Source organism: uncultured Winogradskyella sp. (assembly GCF_947498005.1).
Lineage (GTDB): Bacteria > Bacteroidota > Bacteroidia > Flavobacteriales > Flavobacteriaceae > Winogradskyella.
Map to the genome: position 1 here is coordinate 1 of NZ_CANMIW010000038.1, position 439 is coordinate 439.

Here is a 439-nt window from a genome sequence, read left to right on the forward strand (position 1 = left end):
ATCCATTATCATCAATAACAATAACGGAGTGGTTACCAACAGGTAAGTTTGTAGCAGTAGCAGTAGTTTGGTTATTCGCAGAGGCAGACCATTCATATGTGTATGGTGCAGTTCCACCAGTTGCGGTAACAGTTGCAGAACCGTTAACACAAGCTTGTATATAGGTCGCATCAACCTTATTAATTGAAGCACTTAATGCTTCCGAAGGTTGTGTAATAGAAATATTATGAACCACAGGATCACAAGATGATCCATCCATAGTAACACTCACGGTATAGTTCCCAGCAACCACATCAGATATCGTACTCGAAGTTACACCAGATTCAGTATCGCCATTAGACCATGTAAAAGTAAAAGTAGCCGTAGGATTAATCACAGAACTCGCTGACACAGTTGCTGCACCAGTCGCTTCTCCAAAACACAGAACATTAGTAATGGT

Annotated in this window: 1 protein-coding gene; it reads right to left on the reverse strand. The window is 41.0% G+C overall.

The features are described 5' to 3' along the window. The coding region (locus tag Q0891_RS17235) for a SprB repeat-containing protein (protein WP_299103581.1) at positions 1-439 on the reverse strand (439 nt) is incomplete at both ends.